Source organism: Variovorax sp. GW821-FHT10C12 (genome assembly GCF_059415405.1).
Genome location: NZ_JBWKNE010000001.1, coordinates 887,497 through 902,263, shown reverse-complemented (window position 1 = coordinate 902,263; position 14,767 = coordinate 887,497). Strand labels below are relative to the sequence as shown.

17 protein-coding genes are annotated in these 14,767 nt (G+C 69.7%); 9 read left to right on the top strand and 8 right to left on the bottom strand.

Annotated features, from left to right (window positions below; all coding sequences use genetic code 11):
* Positions 1-2 precede the first annotated feature (2 nt).
* The 4 genes from AC07OH_RS04345 to AC07OH_RS04330 all read right to left on the bottom strand — a co-directional run bounded on the left by AC07OH_RS04345 (position 3) and on the right by AC07OH_RS04330 (position 2,770).
* Positions 3-926 carry a pirin family protein gene (locus AC07OH_RS04345; protein WP_062481625.1) on the bottom strand — a complete coding sequence of 308 codons (924 nt, stop codon included), beginning with the start codon at positions 924-926 and terminating at the stop codon, positions 3-5.
* A 34-nt stretch (positions 927-960) separates the two neighbouring features.
* Positions 961-1,512 carry a flavodoxin family protein gene (locus AC07OH_RS04340; RefSeq protein ID WP_070060379.1) on the bottom strand — a complete coding sequence of 184 codons (552 nt, stop codon included), beginning with the start codon at positions 1,510-1,512 and terminating at the stop codon, positions 961-963.
* 75 nt (positions 1,513-1,587) lie between these two features.
* Complete coding sequence (locus AC07OH_RS04335) at positions 1,588-2,013, bottom strand: DoxX family protein (RefSeq protein WP_492685478.1); 426 nt, start codon at positions 2,011-2,013, stop codon at positions 1,588-1,590.
* A gap of 55 nt (positions 2,014-2,068) precedes the next feature.
* Positions 2,069-2,770 (bottom strand): pirin family protein, encoded by a 702-nt coding sequence (locus AC07OH_RS04330; protein WP_492678573.1) that lies wholly within the window; start codon positions 2,768-2,770, stop codon positions 2,069-2,071.
* Between the two features lie 163 nt (positions 2,771-2,933).
* On the opposite strand from AC07OH_RS04330, the gene AC07OH_RS04325 reads away from it, so the two are divergent.
* The 4 genes from AC07OH_RS04325 to trmB all read left to right on the top strand — a co-directional run bounded on the left by AC07OH_RS04325 (position 2,934) and on the right by trmB (position 6,778).
* Positions 2,934-3,887 carry a LysR family transcriptional regulator gene (locus AC07OH_RS04325; RefSeq protein ID WP_095947849.1) on the top strand — a complete coding sequence of 318 codons (954 nt, stop codon included), beginning with the start codon at positions 2,934-2,936 and terminating at the stop codon, positions 3,885-3,887.
* A gap of 117 nt (positions 3,888-4,004) precedes the next feature.
* On the top strand, positions 4,005-5,087 hold the full coding sequence (locus AC07OH_RS04320) for an NAD(P)/FAD-dependent oxidoreductase (protein ID WP_495299734.1): 1,083 nt from the start codon (positions 4,005-4,007) through the stop codon (positions 5,085-5,087).
* A 15-nt stretch (positions 5,088-5,102) separates the two neighbouring features.
* Positions 5,103-6,008 (top strand): tRNA glutamyl-Q(34) synthetase GluQRS, encoded by a 906-nt coding sequence (gene gluQRS, locus AC07OH_RS04315; protein WP_495299733.1) that lies wholly within the window; start codon positions 5,103-5,105, stop codon positions 6,006-6,008.
* Complete coding sequence (gene trmB, locus AC07OH_RS04310; protein WP_062478378.1) at positions 6,005-6,778, top strand: tRNA (guanosine(46)-N7)-methyltransferase TrmB; 774 nt, start codon at positions 6,005-6,007, stop codon at positions 6,776-6,778. Before gluQRS ends, trmB begins: the two co-directional genes overlap by 4 nt.
* A 21-nt stretch (positions 6,779-6,799) precedes the next feature.
* Here trmB and AC07OH_RS04305 read toward each other — a convergent pair whose 3' ends face one another.
* Entirely contained in the window at positions 6,800-7,303 is a 504-nt protein-coding gene (locus AC07OH_RS04305) for an energy transducer TonB (protein WP_495299732.1), read from the bottom strand.
* Positions 7,304-7,447: 144 nt separating this feature from the next.
* Here AC07OH_RS04305 and AC07OH_RS04300 point away from each other — a divergent pair, with 144 nt between their 5' ends.
* The gene (locus tag AC07OH_RS04300; RefSeq protein ID WP_495299731.1) at positions 7,448-8,617 is read left to right on the top strand and encodes an ABC transporter substrate-binding protein; all 1,170 of its coding nucleotides are present in this window, start codon (positions 7,448-7,450) and stop codon (positions 8,615-8,617) included.
* A gap of 6 nt (positions 8,618-8,623) precedes the next feature.
* Here the strand turns inward: AC07OH_RS04300 and AC07OH_RS04295 are convergent, their stop codons facing one another.
* A complete protein-coding gene (locus tag AC07OH_RS04295) occupies positions 8,624-9,502 on the bottom strand; it encodes a LysR family transcriptional regulator (protein ID WP_070060373.1) in 879 nt (292 codons plus the stop codon).
* Positions 9,503-9,573: 71 nt separating this feature from the next.
* On the opposite strand from AC07OH_RS04295, the gene AC07OH_RS04290 reads away from it, so the two are divergent.
* Together AC07OH_RS04290 and AC07OH_RS04285 are read left to right on the top strand one after the other, a co-directional pair.
* Complete coding sequence (locus tag AC07OH_RS04290) at positions 9,574-10,149, top strand: GNAT family N-acetyltransferase (protein ID WP_495299730.1); 576 nt, start codon at positions 9,574-9,576, stop codon at positions 10,147-10,149.
* Positions 10,146-11,669, top strand: coding sequence for an MFS transporter (locus AC07OH_RS04285; protein ID WP_495299729.1), 1,524 nt, complete (start codon positions 10,146-10,148; stop codon positions 11,667-11,669). The genes AC07OH_RS04290 and AC07OH_RS04285 overlap by 4 nt, the downstream gene beginning before the upstream one ends.
* 6 nt (positions 11,670-11,675) lie before the next feature.
* Here AC07OH_RS04285 and AC07OH_RS04280 read toward each other — a convergent pair whose 3' ends face one another.
* Together AC07OH_RS04280 and AC07OH_RS04275 are read right to left on the bottom strand one after the other, a co-directional pair.
* On the bottom strand, positions 11,676-12,368 hold the full coding sequence (locus tag AC07OH_RS04280) for an alpha/beta hydrolase (protein WP_062478359.1): 693 nt from the start codon (positions 12,366-12,368) through the stop codon (positions 11,676-11,678).
* A 102-nt stretch (positions 12,369-12,470) separates the two neighbouring features.
* Complete coding sequence (locus AC07OH_RS04275; RefSeq protein WP_070060370.1) at positions 12,471-13,193, bottom strand: Crp/Fnr family transcriptional regulator; 723 nt, start codon at positions 13,191-13,193, stop codon at positions 12,471-12,473.
* A gap of 123 nt (positions 13,194-13,316) precedes the next feature.
* Between AC07OH_RS04275 and AC07OH_RS04270 the strand changes: the two genes are divergently transcribed.
* The gene (locus AC07OH_RS04270; protein WP_062478352.1) at positions 13,317-13,907 is read left to right on the top strand and encodes an HD domain-containing protein; all 591 of its coding nucleotides are present in this window, start codon (positions 13,317-13,319) and stop codon (positions 13,905-13,907) included.
* Positions 13,908-13,926: 19 nt separating this feature from the next.
* Positions 13,927-14,694, top strand: a complete 768-nt coding sequence (locus AC07OH_RS04265; protein ID WP_070060369.1) for a class II aldolase/adducin family protein — start codon at positions 13,927-13,929, stop codon at positions 14,692-14,694.
* Positions 14,695-14,767 lie beyond the last annotated feature (73 nt).

Genomic DNA, 14,767 nt, shown 5'->3' with positions numbered 1-14,767 from the left:
GCTCAGACCGGCGTGGTGCCCGTGTCGGGCTCGCGCACGCCGAAGGGCTTGCCCGGCAGCGGAATGAACTCGGTCTCTCCGGGCACGTGGCCCATGCGCTGGGCAGCCCAGTCGGCACCGGCTTCGAGGATGCGCTCGCGCCGGCTCGAGACGAAATTCCAGGTGATGTAGCGCGGGCCGTCCAGCGGCTCGCCGCCGATGACCATCAGGCGCACGGCGGCGTCGGCAGTGAACACCGCGCCCTGCCCGTCCGGCAGCACCGCCATCGTGTGGGCGGGCGCCGGCTCGCCGTTCACGCGCGCATCGCCGTCGACCATGTAGACCGCCAGTTCGGGCGCCAGCGCGGGCAGCTCGAAACGGCCGCCGGCCGGCAGCGCGATGTCCAGGTAGACCGTCTGCGCCAGCGTCTTCACCGGCGAGCGCACGCCGAAGGCCTCGCCCACCAGCACGCGCACGGGCACGCCCTGCACCGTCAGCTCGGGAATGGCGTCGGCCGGCGTGTGCTCGAAGCTGGGCTCGACCTCTTCATGGGCCTGCGGCAACGCGGCCCACAGCTGCAGGCCGTGGTTCACGAACGTGTCGGCCAAGAGGCGCTCGGGCTTGCGCTCGGAGTGCACGATGCCGCGTCCCGCGGTCATCCAGTTGATGGCGCCGGGCTGGATCTCCTGCACGCTGCCCAGGCTGTCACGGTGCATCATCGCGCCCTCGAACAGGTAGGTGACCGTCGACAGGCCGATGTGCGGGTGCGGGCGCACGTCGTGCGCGTTGCCGGGCTGCTCGGTGGCCGGGCCGAAATGGTCGAAGAACACGAAGGGCCCGACCGAGCGGCGCTGCGCCGCCGGCAGCACGCGTCGCACGTTGAAGCCACCGCCCAGGTCCTTGTCGTGGGGCCGCAGCAATTGGATTTCGGGGATGGTGTCGGTCATCGTGGGGTCCTTGTGGGCGAAGTTCAGTGGGGCGTTATGCGCGTGATCTTGCCACTGCACCCACGCGCTCGCCGAAGGCGCGCGCGGTTTCCAGGTCGCCCTTGGGCATCTCGGCCGGGCTCGCGTCCGAAGGCGACTGCGTGAGCAGGCCGCCGTAGCCGCCGACGTAGTTCATCGCGTCGCGCGTGGCCGCCTTGTTGTTGGTCGGCAGGATGCCCATGCTGACCCAGATGCCGCTGTGCTGCATGGCCAGCGTCCACAGGTAAGTCATGGTCGTGACCTTGTCGCCGTTCATCGTGGCGCTGTTGGTGAAGCCGGCGAAGAGCTTGTCTTTCCAGCCTTGCGTGTACCAGACCTTGGACGACGCGTCGGCGAATTTCTTGAACTGCCAGCTCACGCCACCCATGTAGGTCGGCGAGCCGAAGATGATCGCGTCGGCCGCGGCCAGCGTCTCCCAGCCACCGGCCGGCAGGTTGCCGTCGGCGTCGATGGCGAGCAGCTGCGCGCCCGCCCCGTCGGCCACGGCCTGGGCCACGCGCTGGGTGTGGCCGTAGCCGGAATGGAAGACAACGACGATGTTTGCCATGAAACGGATTTCCTCAAAGAAGCGATGAAGTCAGCAGGCCGCGCCCACGAGGTGTGCGCGGCCTGGGGAGCGAGCTTACTTTTTATCGATGCTGAAACGGCCGGCGCCGAATGCCGCGAAAGCGAGCAGGCCACCGGCGATGGCGATGTTCTTGAAGAACATCAGCTGGTTCACGAAGGCCTTGTCTGCGGGCATGCCCCAGTAGTTGTGGAACATCACAGCCGCGGCCACGGTGAAGATCGCCAGCACGATGGCCGACAGGCGCGTCTTGAAGCCGACCAGCAGCAGCAGGCCGAGCCCCAGCTCCACGACGATCGCGATGACCGCCGCCACCTGCGGCAATGGTGCACCCACCGAGGAGATGTACCCCACGGTGCCGGCAAAGCCCATGAGCTTGCCGAAGCCGGCGGGCACGAACAGCGCTGCAAGCAGCACGCGGCCGATGAGTGCCAGCGTGTCCTGGGCAGCGTTGGGGGCGGTGGTTGTGGTCGTAATGGCCATGGTGAAACTCCTCGTTGGTTGTTGAAGCAAAGGGACAGGAAAAAAAGACGCCGTCTCAGGCCGTCAGGTCGAACACCAGCACTTCGGCATCGGTGCCGGCGCCGAGCGTGAGTTGCGATTCGCCTTCGAGCATCGCGGCGTCGCCGCCCACGAGCTTCTGGCCGTTGACTTCGAGCTCGCCGCGCACCAGGTGCACGTAGCTCTTGCGCTGCGGGTCGAGCGCCAGGCTGGCGGTTTCGCTGCCGTCGAACAGGCCGGCGAACAGGCGCGCGTCGGCGTTCACCGTCACCGAGCCGTCACGGCCGTCGGGCGAGGCCACCAGGCGCAGGGTGCCGCGCTTTTCGGCGTCGCTGAACTGCTTCTGCTCGTAGCCGGGGGCAATGCCGCGTTCCTTGGGCTCGATCCAGATCTGCAGGAAGTGCGTGGTCTGGTCGGCCTTGTGGTTGAACTCGCTGTGCATCACGCCACGGCCGGCGCTCATGCGCTGCACGTCGCCCGGCGGAATGGATTCGATGTTGCCCATGCTGTCCTTGTGCGCGAGTTCGCCCGAGAGCACGTAGCTGATGATCTCCATGTCCCGGTGGCCGTGGGTGCCGAAGCCGGCGCCCGCCGCCACGCGGTCTTCGTTGATCACCCGCAGGTTGCCGAAGCCCATGTAGGCCGGATCGTAGTACCCGGCGAAGGAAAAGCTGTGGAACGAGCGCAGCCAGCCATGGTCGGCATAACCGCGTTCCTGGGATTTACGCACTTGCAACATATCGAACTCCTTGCTGCCCCACCCGGTTCGGGCGCCGGGGCTTTCGTCGTGGGCCGCGCCGGATGCGCAGCGGATGAGAAGAATTCTGGACCTCCATCCCCCTCTGAAAGACGCCCGGTTTTGATGGCATCATTCAAATTATTTGAATGATGGAGCCCGCCCCATGACGAGCGCCCGAGACGTCCTCACCCCCGACGCGCTGGCCATGCTGCAGACGGTGGCCACCACCGGCAGCTTCGCCGCCGCCGCGCGCGCGCTCGGCCTGGTGCCCAGCGCGCTGAGCTACCGCGTGCGCCAGATCGAGGACGCCCTGGACGTGCTGCTGTTCGACCGCAGCGCGCGGCAGGCCCGCATCACCGAGGCCGGCGCCGAACTGCTGCGCGAGGCCGCGCGCCTGCTCGGCGAGATCGACGCCGTGGCCAACCGCGTCAAGCGCGTGGCCACCGGCTGGGAGCCGATGCTGACCATCGCGGTCGACAGCGTGATCGCACGCGACCCGCTGCTCGACCTGTGCACCGCCTTCTTCGCGCTCGAGCCACCCACGCGGCTGAAGCTGCGCGACGAAACCCTGCTGGGCACCATCGAGGCGCTGACCAGCGGCGAGGCCGACCTGGCCATCGGCGCGGTGCTCGATGCCGCGAGCCTGGCCTTCACCGCCACCGGCATCCGCAGCCGGCCGATCGGCGAACTGCGCTTCGTGTTCGCGGTGGCGCCGCACCATCCGCTCGCGCGCCTGCCGCAGCCGCTGAGCGACGCGGTGCTGCGCCAGCACCGCGCGGTGGCCGCGGCCGACTCGGTGCGCAGCGGGCCGAGCATGACCGTGAACCTCGTGGGCGGACAGGACGTGCTCACCGTGCCCAGCATGCAGGCCAAGATCGCCGCGCAGCTGCACGGCCTGGGCGGCGGCTTCCTGCCCGAGCCGATGGCGCGGCCCTACATCGAGGCCGGCCACCTTGTCGAGCTGCAGACCGAGCGCCAGCCGCCGCTGGGCACCATGCACTGCGCGTGGCGCGTGCGCAGCGCGGGCAAGCCGGGGCGCGCGCTCGAATGGTGGCTCGCACAGTTCGAGCACGAGGGCACGCGCAAGGCGCTGCTCGAACGCCACCGCGGTCGCTGAACGCCATGTGATTCGCGGCTGCCTAAGGGTCGCCCCCAGCCCGGCGGCGCGCGCAGACCGAGTTAGAGTGTGCACGGCCTCCTCAGTCATCACCCTGTCAAAAGAAAAGAGTCCGCCATGCCCAAAGCCAAAGCCCGCGCCACCGCCGACCGCCACCGAACTCCCGCCGCCGCCCGCCACTACGCCGTCATCGGCGCCGGCATTGCCGGCGTGGCCTGTGCCCGCACGCTGATGCAGGCCGGGCACCGTGTCACGGTGTTCGAACGCGAGGCCACGCCGGGCGGGCGGATGGCGAGCATCGACACCGCCTTCGGCCGCTTCGACAGCGGCGCGCAGTACTTCACCGTGCGCGATCCGCGCTTTGCCCAGGTGCTGGCCACCACGCCCGCGCTGTGCCGCCCCTGGAGCGCCAACCTCGTGCGCGTGCTCGACGCCCACGGCCGCGTGGCCGAGGCGGCGCTGCCCTCGCTGGAGCCGCACTGGGTCGCCCAGCCCGGCATGGACGCGCTCGTGGCCCACTGGGCCGCGCCGCTGGGCGAGCACCTCGTCACCGGCACCCAGGTCACCCGCATCGAGCCCGACGCGCTCGACGCCACCCGCTGGCAGCTGCGCACCGCCGGCGCCGACGATTCGCAGCATGTGTACTCCGGCTTCGACGCCGTGCTGCTGGCCGTGCCGCCCGCGCGCACCCGCGAGCTGCTGGCCGATGGCGAACGCTCGGCCACGCTGAGCCGCAAGATCGACCGCGTGCGCATCGCGCCCTGCTGGACGCTGATGATCGCCTTCCCCCAGGCCAACCAGGCCAACATGTCGCACCTCGGCCCGCAATGGAACGTGGCGCGCAGCACCCACCACCGCGTGGCGTGGCTGGCGCGCGAATCGTCCAAGCCCGGCCGCGAGCGCGTCGAGCGCTGGACCCTGCAGGCCAGCGCCACCTGGTCGCAAGAACACCTGCGCGACACGCCCGCGCGCATCGAGGCCAAGCTGCTGCGCGCCTTCTCGGAGATCACCGGCATCCACGCCACGCCCAGCCACGCCAAGGCGCGCTGCTGGCCCGAAGCGCAGACGCAGGTGCCCGTGGGCCAGACCCACCTGTGGGACGCCAAGGCGCGCATCGGCATCGCCGGTGACTGGTGCATCGGCCATCGCGTGGAAGACGGTTTCGTTTCGGGCCTCTCGCTGGCCCTGGCCGTTCTCTAAGTCCTCCAAGAAAGGATGCGGGCCACCGGCCGCTTCGCCCCCTCGCCCACCGGCCCGCTGCACGCCGGCTCGCTGGTGGCCGCGCTCGCGAGCTGGCTCGACGTGCGGGCGCGCGGCGACGGTGCGCGCTGGCTGGTCCGCATCGAGGACGCCGACACCGAGCGCTGCCTGCCCGGCATGGGCGAACACATCCTGCGCCAGCTCGCCGACTGCGCCCTGCTCCCCGACGAACCGCCCGAGTGGCAGACGCAGCGCACCGCGCACTACGAGGCGGCGCTGGCCGCGCTGCGCGCGCGCGGCCTCACCTACCCCTGCGGCTGCTCGCGCAAGGACATCGACCTGGCCCTGGCCCGGCTCGGCCACGCGCACGAGCGCCACGGCGAGCGCGTCTACCCCGGCACCTGCCGCGACGGCCTGCACGGCAAACCCGCGCGCGCCTGGCGCTTTGCCGCGCACCGCATGCCGGCCGGCGACCTGCACTGGCACGACCGCCGCCTCGGCCCGCAGCGGCAGGACGTGCAGCGCGAGGTCGGCGACTTCGTGCTGCGCCGCGCCGACGGCCCCTGGGCCTACCAGCTGGCCGTGGTGGTCGACGACGCCGAACAGGGCGTGACCGACGTGGTGCGCGGCGAGGACCTGGCCGACAACACCGCGCGCCAGATCTTGCTGCAGCAGGCGCTCGGCCTGCCCACGCCGAGCTACCTGCACACGCCGCTGGTGCGCGGCGCCGACGGCGACAAGCTCTCCAAGCAGAACGGCGCCACGGCCATCGACACCGCCACGCCGCAGGCCGCGCTGGCCGCGCTCGACACCGCCGCGCGCGCGCTCGGCCTGCGCCCCACGGCCGCCGGCCACTGCACCGCCGCCCTGGGCGGCTGGGTGCCCGAATGGCGCGATCTCTACAATTCGCGGCCCTCATGAACATTCCCGACACCGTGTCCAACGACCTCCCGCCCGGCGACGACCTGCCCGCATCCCCCGAAGACGACGCCACCGACGGCAAGCCGCATCCGCTGCACCGCCGCCTCAAGAGCTTCGTGAAGCGCGCCGGCCGCACCACCGACGGCCAGGCCCGCGCCTTCGCCGAGCTGGGCCCGCTGTTCCTCGTGCCCTACACGCCCGAGCGGCTCGACCTCACGGCGGCCTTCGGCGGCCGCGTGGGCCCGACGGTGCTGGAGATCGGCTTCGGCATGGGCGAGGCCACGGCCCACATCGCCACGGTGCTGCCCGAGACCAACTTCCTGTGCTGCGAGGTGCACGAGCCCGGCGTGGGCGCGCTGCTCAAGCGCATCGGCGAGCAGTCGATCTCGAACATCCGCATCTGCGCGCACGACGCGGTCGACGTGATCGACCACATGCTGCAGCCCGGCACGCTGGCCGGCGTGCATGTGTTCTTTCCCGACCCCTGGCACAAGAAGCGCCACAACAAGCGCCGCCTGATCCAGCCCGAGTTCGTGACCAAGCTGGCGCAGCACCTGCGCCCCGGCGGCTACATCCACTGCGCCACCGACTGGCAGCCCTACGCCGAGCAGATGCTCGAAGTGCTGGGCGCCGAGCCGCTGCTGCGCAACACCGCGCCGGACACCGGCTACGCGCCCAAGCCGGCGTACCGCCCGCTCACCAAGTTCGAGAACCGCGGCCTCAAGCTGGGCCACGGCGTGTGGGACCTGGTGTTCGAAAAACGCGCCTGAGCGCGCGTCAACTCCCCCCGCTCACTCGACGAGCTTGAAGCGGAACGGCAGCCGCATGCGGGCGCGCACCGCACGCCCGTCCGCGGTGCGCGCCGGGTCGAAGTGCCATCCCTTGAGCGAATCGGTCGCCGCCTGCGACAGCAGCGGGTGCGGCGAGCGTTCGACGCGGATGTCTTCGGGCTTGCCGTCCACGCCGACGAAGAAGGCCGTGATCACCAGGCCCTCGATGCCCTCCTCCACCAGCGCGGACGGGTAGCTGGGATAACGGCGCTGGCGGATCACCGGCTCCGTCACGACCGCGTCCGACGCAACGCGCGAATCGGCGCGCGGCGCCGCCATGAGGGTCGGCCCCGACGGCAATGCCATCGGCGGCCCCGCCAGTGGCAGCGATGGCGGCTCGATCATCGATGGGGGCGGCAGGGGCGGCGGCTCGATCCTCGGTTGCGGCGGCTGCGGCGCAGCCACGGGCACGAAGACCTCCGGCGCGGGCAGCGCCTTTTCCACCACCTTCGATGGGGGCGACACGACGCACCCGGCGAGCGCCGCGCACATCCCTCCCAGAACCCAGGACACAGTTGTTTTCATCAGGGCAATTCTGGAGCACCCGCGCCTTCCGCCCTGGCCTCGAAATTGCTACACTTTTTTACTATTGTTAGCAAAAGGTAGCCAATGAACGCGTCTCGCAGGACATGGCTGGGAAAAGCCTCCATAACGCTGCTTCTGGGAAGCGGCCTCGGCATCACCCGTCCCTTGCTGGCACAGACGCCACGCCCGGCCGCCGCCGGGGCCCGCGTCGTCCTGCTCGGCCAGTCGGTGCCGCTCACCGGCAGCGCCAACGAGATCGGCAACGCCTTCGCGGCCGGCAGCCGGCTCGCCGTGAGCGACTTCAACACGCGCAACGCCGCCACCGGCCTGCAGCTGAAGCTGCTGCAGCTCGACGACGGCTACGACGCCGCGCGCGCCACCACCAATGCCCGCACCCTGCTGGGCGCGAACAAGGCCGACATGCTGTTCGGCTTTGTCGGCACCGCCAGCAGCGAGGCCGGCGCCAAGGTCGCCACGCAGCAGGGCAGCCTGCTCTTTGCGCCCTTCGCCGCCTCCGACACGCTGCGCGGCCCCGATCACCCGAACGTGTTCCATGTGCGCCCCGGCATGATCGACGAGGCCCTCAAGATCGTGCGCCAATGCGCCACCGTGGGGCAGAAACGCATCGCGCTGGTGGGCGACGACGACGCCATGGGCCGCGCCGGCCTGGCCGCCGTGCAGCAGGCCGTTTCCGAACTCAAGCTGCCGCCGCTGGTCGCCAGCGCGCTGGTGCCCGCGGGCGCCGACAAGCTCGACGCCGCGCTGAAGACCGTGCAGCAGCAGACGCCCCAGGCCATCGTGCTGGTGTCGCTCTCGGGCACCACGGCCAGCGCCATCCGCAAGCTGCGCAAGAGCGGCTACACGGGCAACTTCATGGCCTTCTCGATCGTCGGCATCGACCCGCTCTACGCCGAGCTGGGCAAGGACATCGGCGGCATCGTGATCTCGCAGGTGGTGCCCTCGCCGCGGCCCTCGGCCATTCCGATCGTCAAGGAATACCTCGCGGCGGTCGACAACTCCGACCAGACCGCGTCGTACGAAGGGCTCGAGGGCTTCATCGCCGCCAAGGCCGCGGGCGAGGCCGTGCGCCGCGCAGGCCGCGGCTTCAACACCGCGACGCTGCAGCGCACGATGACGGCGATGACCGACTACGACGTGGGCGGCTTCCGCATCAACCTGCGCCCGGGTCTGCGCGACAACGTGCGCAGCATCGACCTCATCAGCATCTCGGCCGACGGCCGCGTGCTCCGCTGACGCGCCTCACACGGCGCTGTCGCGCAGCAGCTCGGTGAAGCGCTGCTGCACGTACAGCGCCGTCGCGCCGAGGGGGCGCCCCTGCAGCCACAGCATGCGCACCGACAAGCGCGGCAAGGCCAGCGACGGGCACGGCACTTCCTTCAGCGCCTTGCTGAAGCCTTCGTAGCGCGCGATGTTGATGGGCAGCACGGCCCAGCCCAGGTTGTCGGCCACCATCTCGGCCGTGCTGTAGAAGCTGTCGGAGCGCCACACGCGCGGGCTGTAGGCCACCTCGTGCACGTCGTCCGCGTGCATCAGCAGCTGGCGTTGCCGCGCCAGGTCCTGGCGCCGCACGGTGCGGCCGTCGGCCAGCGGGTGGTCGCTGGCCACGAACACGCCCTGGCGCACGCTGCCGATGTGGCGCTGGTCGAAGCTGGCACGCACCGGGCCGCGGTCGAAGTGGAAGGCCACGCTGGCGCGCTCCTGCTCGACGTAGTCGGCCACCTCGGTCGCGGTGCCGTTGAGCAGCGTGAGTTCGAGGCTCGGAAACTTCACCGACAGCTCGCGCATCAGCGTGCCGATGGCGGTGTACGGCAGGGCTTCGTCCAGCGCCAGCGACAGCGCCGCCTCGTCGCCTTCGTGCAGCGAGCGGGCGCGCTGGTCGAGCTGCTCGGCCTGCCGCAGCAGCTCGCGCGCCTCCAGCAGCAGCACCCGGCCCGCGTCCGACAGCTGCGCGTTGCGGCGCGAGCGGTCGAACAGCGCCACGCCGAGGTCGACCTCGAGCAGCCCGATGGCGGTGCTCACGGCCGACTGGGCCTTGCCCAGGTGGCGCGCCGCGGCCGAAAACGAGCCGCACTCGGCGGTCGTCACGAACTGGCGCAATTGGTCAACGGTCCATTCCATTTCGGTCATCCATCTATTTTTTAGATTAATTCCATCTTTATTCATTCATTTCAATGACGCAAGATGGCGCCATGACGAATGTGAACAACAAGACGACACCGGCGTTCGAACTCAGCTGGTGCAGCGATCCTTCCCAGGCGCAGGCGTTGACCGCCCTGTTCCTGCAGCAACTTTCCCCTTCCTACATCTCCCATTCGGAGCTGCAGGAGCAGCGCGCCGTAGCCCTCGGCGAATGGCGCAGCGACCTGCCCGCCGTCTTCATGGCGCAAGTGCGCGAGACCCTAGCGCTGGACCCGGCCACCGCCCACGCCCGCGTGGCCGTCGCGCGAGCTGACGGCGCACTGGCCGGCTTCGCGCTGGTGTCCATCGACGACACCCGCCGCGCCGCGCGCAGCTTCGCGACGCTCGACGACCTCGTCGTCGACGCGCGCTTCCAGGGCATCGGCCTGGGCGGGCGGCTGTTCGACTGGGTCTGCGCCGAGCTGCAGGGCCGCGGCATCCAGCGCCTCTTTCTCGAAAGCGGCATCGGCAACGCCCGCGCGCACGACTTCTTCCACGCTCGCGGCTGCGCGACGGTCTCGGTGACGATGCTCAAGGAACTGGACGGCACCACCGCACAGTCGCACGACCGGAGGGCCACGCAATGAACGGCTTGAACCCCACCGCCAAGAAATGGATCACGCTCGGCATCGTCTCGATGGCGCTGCTGCTGATCGTGGTCGACATGACCGTGCTCTACACGGCACTGCCTACGCTCACGCACGACCTGGCCGCCTCGGCCACCGAGAAGCTCTGGATCCTCAACGCCTACACCGTGGTCGTCTCCGGTTTCCTGCTGGGCATGGGCGCGCTGGGCGACCGCGTGGGCTACCGGCGCATGTTCGTCGCGGGCCTGACCGTGTTCGGCGTGGCCTCGCTGTGCGCGGCCTACGCGCCGAACCCGGCCGTCCTCATCGCCGCGCGGGCCCTCTTGGGCGTGGGCGCATCGATGATGATGCCGGCCACGCTGGCGATCCTGCGGCTGGTGTTCACCGACGAGCGCGAGCGCGCCGTGGCCATCGGCGTGTGGGCCTCGGTGGCCTCGGGCGGCGCGGCGCTCGGGCCGGTCGTGGGCGGCGTGCTGCTCGAATACTTCTGGTGGGGTTCGGTGTTTCTCATCAACGTGCCCGTGGTGGTGCTCGCGCTGGTGCTGGCCCTGTGGCTGCTGCCGACGCAGAAGAACACCGGCACGCGCCCCTGGGACTTCATCGGCTCGGTGCAGGTGCTGGCGGGGCTGGTCTTCCTGGTGCTGACCATCAAGGAACTCACCAAGTTCGCGCCCTCGGTCACAACGGCCGCCATCACCGGCGCGCTGGCCGTGGTGGCCATGGCCCTCTTCGTGCGGCGCCAGCGGCGCAGCAGCGCGCCGCTGATCGACTTCCGCCTCTTCCGCAACGCCTACTTCTCGGGCGGCGTGATCGCAGCCATCGTGGCCTCGGTGGCGCTGATCGGTGTCGAGCTGGTGTTCAGCCAGCGGCTGCAGCTGGTGGTCGGCCTCACGCCGCTGCAAGCCGGTCTCACCCTGCTGCCGCTGCCGCTGGCCGCCTTCGTGGCGGGGCCGCTCGCGGGCCTGCTGCTGGCACGCGTCGGCTCGCGCCCCGTCATCCTGGGCGGCCTCGTGACCACCGCGCTGGCGCTGTGCGCGCTGGCACTGGCGGTCGATGCCGCAGGCCTGCTCAAGCCGGCGATCCTGGTGCTGCTGGGGCTGGGCGTGGGCGCAACCATCACGGCGGCGTCCAACGCGGTCATGAACAACGCGCCCGTGGAACACGCCGGCATGGCGGCGTCGATCGAGGAGGTGTCGTACGAACTCGGCGGCGTGCTGGGCATCGCGCTGCTGGGCAGCGTGCTCTCGGCGAGCTACACGGCCGCGCTGGTGATTCCCGACGGCCTGGCCGTGCCGGCCTCGGCCAGCGACAGCATCGATGCCGCGCTGCTGGCCGCCGAAACGCTGCCCGCGCCCATCGCCTCGCAGCTCGTGGCGCTCGCACACACGGCCTTCGACCAGGCCTTCTTCTCGGTGATGGGCGTCGCCGTGGCGATCGTGATTGCAGCAGCCTGCGCCGTGGCGTTCCTCGGCTGGCGGGCCCGCCCGACGGCTGCGCAGCGCACCGAGCGCTGCGCGTAGCCGGCCTCAGGCAGCGCTCGCGGCTTCGTCGATGAGCGCCGCCACGGCCTGCGGCTGCGAGGCCAGCGAGGCGTGGCTGGCCGCCAGCGTGATGACCTTCTTCGCGCCCAGGCGCGCCGACATGCGCTCCTGGTTCACGGGCGAGATCATGCGGTCCTCGCTCGAGATCTGGTACCACGACGGCTTCTTCTTCCAGGCCGGCGCCGTGATGGTGTCGCCGAAGGTGCTGGCCAGCGGCGCCTTCTGCGTCAGGCCCATCACCAGGCCTTCTTCGGCGCTCAGGTCCTGGCAGAAGCTCTCGTGGTATTTCTCGGGAATCACCCACAGGTAGCCGTCGCTGTCGGGCGCCAGGTTGGGCACGGCCACGGGCGGATGCTCCTGCGTGATGCCGCCGGGGCTTTCGCCCGCGTCGGGTGCGAACGCGGCGATGTAGACCAGCCCCACCACGTTGGGCAGGTCGCCGGCCTGCGTGATCACCGCGCCGCCGTACGAGTGGCCGACCAGCAAGACCGGCCCCTGCACCTGCGCCACCATCTTGCGCGTGCGCTCGGCGTCGTCGGCCAGCGAGGTCAGCGGCAGCTCGACCGCGCGGATGGCCGTGTGGCCCTTGCGCAGCAGCTCCACGATGACGTTGTGCCAGTGCGCCGCACCACCCCAGAAACCATGGACCAGGACGACCGTCGGTTTGTTGTTGCTCATGATTCGCCACCTTCCTGTGAAGAAATAAGACGCCGGGCCGCCGGAATGGCGGGCCGGGAAGGTCTTATACGCCTGTGCCCTGCCCGCGCTGTGACAAGACCCTCAGCCCGTGCGCACCAGCCCCTGCAGCGCCTCGAGCGACAGCAGCACGATGCGCCCGTAGCCCAGCGACACCACGCCCTCGGTCGCCAGCGCATTGAGCTCCTTGGACAGCGTCTGGCGCGTCACGCCGAGCATCATGGCCAGCGCCTCCTGCGACAGCATGAGTTCGTGCCGCAGGTGCACCGACTGCGTGGCGTCGCCGCGCGCCAGCACCAGCAGCCGGTGCGCCACGCGCGCGCGCAGGCTGCGCAAGGTCGCGTCTTCGGCCAGGCCATAGAGCATGCGCACGCGCGCGGCCAGCATGGCGGCGATGGCGTTGGAAAACACCACGTCGCGCATCTGCCGCACGAAGGCCTCGGGCGGCACCACCAGCAGGTCGAGCGCTTCGAGCGCGGTGGCGTCGTGCGTCCGCGGCGAGCCGTCGATGAGCGTGATCTCGCCGAACCAGTTGCCCGGCTCCAGCACCGCCAGGATGGCCTCGCGCCCGTCCTGGCGCAGCGACGAGATCTTGATCGTGCCCGCCACCAGCCCGTAGAAGCCGCCGCCCGCCGCATGGATCGGATCGCCCTGGCGGAACACCATGGTGCCGCGGCGCACATGCAGCAGCTCGGCCGCGCCCAGCAGCGCATCGCGCTGCGCGCGCGGCATGCTGGTGAACCAGGGGTTGCCGTCGAGCGCGGCGCGGTGCGCGGCCGACAGGCGCGGCTTGGTCGAGGTGGCCATGGAGGGGAAAAAGGCGCCTGAGGCGGGTTTACCAGAACCTCGCATTGTCAAATTCTTGACAGTTGAAGGTCAAGCGCAGGTCTACAGTGGCCGCCATCCCCCCAAGAACGGAGACCCCACACGATGAACGCACGGGCAAGTTTCAAGCGCATGCAGGACAGCACGCGTGAAGACTGGCAACTGATCGGCGGCGAGTTCATGCAGTTCGCGGGCGGCCTGCCCGCGCGCGTGATCAAGCACCTGCAGATCCTCGAAGGCGACTACGGCGGCTTTCCGGTCGACCGCTACACCCACTCGCTGCAGACCGCCACGCGCGCGCTGCGCGACGGCCGCGACGAGGAGTACGTGGTGTGCGCGCTGCTGCACGACATCGGCGACACGCTGGGCAGCTTCAACCACCCCGACATCGCCGCGGCCATCCTCAAGCCCTTCGTGAGCGAGGCCAACCACTGGATGGTGCAGAACCACGGCATCTTCCAGGGCCACTACTTCTTCCACCACATCGGGCTGGACCGCGACATGCGCGACAGCTTCAAGGACCACCCGCATTACGAGCGCACGGCCGAGTTCTGCGCGCTCTACGACAACCCGGCCTTCGACCCGAAGGCCGAGACCCTGCCCATCAGCGAGTTCGAGCCCATGCTGCGCCGCCTGATGGCGCAGCCCAAGCAGAGCGTCTACAAGACGGTGCTGCAAGAACCGACCGCTGCCTGATCAAGACCAAGGACCTCCCATGAACGCCACCTCCGCCTCCGAAATCCAGAAGCTCGTCTCCGCCGAAGAATGGCAGCTGCGCGTCGACCTCGCCGCCTGCTACCGCCTGGTGGCGCTGTACGGCTGGAGCGACCTCGTCTTCACGCACATCAGCGCACGCGTGCCCGGCCCCGAGCACCACTTCCTGATCAACCCCTACGGCCTGATGTTCGACGAGATCACGGCCTCGAGCCTGGTCAAGGTCGACCAGCAGTGCAACAAGATCATCGACTCGCCCTACCCCGTGAACCCGGCCGGCTTCGTGATCCACAGCGCCGTGCATGCCGCGCGCGAAGACATCCAGTGCGTGCTGCACACCCACACCCGGGCCGGCATCGCCGTGAGCGCGCAGAAGAACGGCGTGCTGCCCATCAGCCAGCAGTCGACCTTCGTGCTGGCCTCGCTGGCCTACCACGACTACGAAGGCGTGGCCTTCCGCGACGACGAGAAGCCGCGCCTGCAGGCCGACATGGGCCACGCCAACTTCCTCATGCTGCGCAACCACGGCCTGCTGACCTGCGGCAAGACCATTGCCGACGCCTTCCTTTCGATGTACACCTTCGAGAACACCTGCCAGATCCAGATCGCCGCGCAGGCCGGCGGCGGTGAACTCACGCACGTGGACCCGAGGATCATCGACGGCGTGGGCCAGGCCATGAAGGTGCAAAGCGGCGGCCTGGGCGGCATGTTCGTCTGGCCTTCGCTGATCCGCAAACTCGACCGCATCGACGACAGCTACAAACAATAAGAGCGTCGACCCCGGTTTTGTACGGCTGCCAGCGCCCGCGCGACGGGTGCCGGCAGCCATTTTTTTAAGCAGA

Coding starts and splice junctions, on each gene's coding strand:
- AC07OH_RS04345 (WP_062481625.1), bottom strand. CDS start 926: ATGACCGACACCATCCCCGAAATCCAATTGCTGCGGCCCCACGACAAG.
- AC07OH_RS04340 (WP_070060379.1), bottom strand. CDS start 1,512: ATGGCAAACATCGTCGTTGTCTTCCATTCCGGCTACGGCCACACCCAG.
- AC07OH_RS04335 (WP_492685478.1), bottom strand. CDS start 2,013: ATGGCCATTACGACCACAACCACCGCCCCCAACGCTGCCCAGGACACG.
- AC07OH_RS04330 (WP_492678573.1), bottom strand. CDS start 2,770: ATGTTGCAAGTGCGTAAATCCCAGGAACGCGGTTATGCCGACCATGGC.
- AC07OH_RS04325 (WP_095947849.1), top strand. CDS start 2,934: ATGACGAGCGCCCGAGACGTCCTCACCCCCGACGCGCTGGCCATGCTG.
- AC07OH_RS04320 (WP_495299734.1), top strand. CDS start 4,005: ATGCCCAAAGCCAAAGCCCGCGCCACCGCCGACCGCCACCGAACTCCC.
- gluQRS (WP_495299733.1), top strand. CDS start 5,103: ATGCGGGCCACCGGCCGCTTCGCCCCCTCGCCCACCGGCCCGCTGCAC.
- trmB (WP_062478378.1), top strand. CDS start 6,005: ATGAACATTCCCGACACCGTGTCCAACGACCTCCCGCCCGGCGACGAC.
- AC07OH_RS04300 (WP_495299731.1), top strand. CDS start 7,448: ATGAACGCGTCTCGCAGGACATGGCTGGGAAAAGCCTCCATAACGCTG.
- AC07OH_RS04295 (WP_070060373.1), bottom strand. CDS start 9,502: ATGGAATGGACCGTTGACCAATTGCGCCAGTTCGTGACGACCGCCGAG.
- AC07OH_RS04290 (WP_495299730.1), top strand. CDS start 9,574: ATGACGAATGTGAACAACAAGACGACACCGGCGTTCGAACTCAGCTGG.
- AC07OH_RS04285 (WP_495299729.1), top strand. CDS start 10,146: ATGAACGGCTTGAACCCCACCGCCAAGAAATGGATCACGCTCGGCATC.
- AC07OH_RS04280 (WP_062478359.1), bottom strand. CDS start 12,368: ATGAGCAACAACAAACCGACGGTCGTCCTGGTCCATGGTTTCTGGGGT.
- AC07OH_RS04275 (WP_070060370.1), bottom strand. CDS start 13,193: ATGGCCACCTCGACCAAGCCGCGCCTGTCGGCCGCGCACCGCGCCGCG.
- AC07OH_RS04270 (WP_062478352.1), top strand. CDS start 13,317: ATGAACGCACGGGCAAGTTTCAAGCGCATGCAGGACAGCACGCGTGAA.
- AC07OH_RS04265 (WP_070060369.1), top strand. CDS start 13,927: ATGAACGCCACCTCCGCCTCCGAAATCCAGAAGCTCGTCTCCGCCGAA.